At 77.3% G+C, this 997-nt stretch carries 1 protein-coding gene; it reads left to right on the top strand.

Annotated features, from left to right (window positions below; genetic code table 11):
* Nucleotides 1–352 precede the first annotated feature (352 nt).
* A partial coding sequence (locus tag FOE67_RS26890; protein ID WP_182667423.1) for an FAD-dependent oxidoreductase occupies nt 353–997 on the top strand: 645 nt, incomplete at its 3' end.

The following is a 997-nucleotide window of genomic DNA, read 5'->3' as shown; positions in this document are numbered from 1 at the left end:
CCCCCGTAGCCGCTGCACCCCGCCACCAGCAGCACGAGAGCCAGGGCCGGGGCCGCCCACCACCGCGAGCGGCGGGCCACCGGTCCCGGCCGCGCCCGCCCCGGTCGCTCCCCCTCGCCGTCATCCGCCACGCCGTACCGCACCGTCATCGACGGCCCCCTTCGCCATGTTTCCTCCCCCGGCCGCACCCTCGGCACGACCGCCCGGCCCGGACCCGGGCCGATGTCGCCGATGGGACGGGGGCACCCCCCGGTCGGTTGCGGAAAAGGCGCCCGGATCCGGTACCGGAGCCGTCACGTTCCGGACTCGGCCCGGTGTCGGAGCCGCCCGGGCGATCTGAAAGAGTGGGGACATGCACGCGATCGTCATCGGCGGCGGCGTCTCCGGCCTGGCCGCCGCGCATCGGCTGACGGAGGAGGGCGTGCGGGTCACGCTCCTCGAGGCCTCCGACCGGCTCGGCGGCAAGCTCCTCTCCGGGGAGGTCGCCGGGGTCCGCACCGACCTGGGCGCGGAGTCGATGCTGGCCCGCAGACCCGAGGGCGTGGAACTGGCCCGGGCCGTGGGCCTGGGCGACGCGTTGCAACCCCCCGCCGTCGCGACCGCCGCCATCTGGACCCGCGGCGCCCTGCGCCCCATGCCGCGCGGTCACCTCATGGGCATCCCCGCCCGGCCCGGGGACCTGGCCGACGTGCTCTCGCCCGAGGGCGTGGAGCGCGCCCGCCGCGACGCCGACCTGCCGGGCCCCCTGCTGCCGGGCGCAGACGGAGCGGGAACCGACGACACGGGTGCCGTCGGCGGGTTCGGGGACATCGCCATCGGCCGACTCGTCGCCGAACGGATGGGCGACGAGGTCGTCGACCGTCTCGTGGAGCCCCTCCTCGGCGGCGTCTACGCCGGTGACGCCCGCGCCATCTCGCTGCGCGCCGCCCTACCGGCCCTGTACGAGGCGGCCCGTACCGCCCCCACCCTCGCCGACGCCGTCCGCACCGTCCTGACC

Origin of the sequence: Streptomyces calidiresistens, from assembly GCF_014141525.1 — a bacterium.
Lineage (GTDB): Bacteria > Actinomycetota > Actinomycetes > Streptomycetales > Streptomycetaceae > Streptomyces > Streptomyces calidiresistens.
This window is presented reverse-complemented; position numbering and strand designations above follow the sequence as displayed.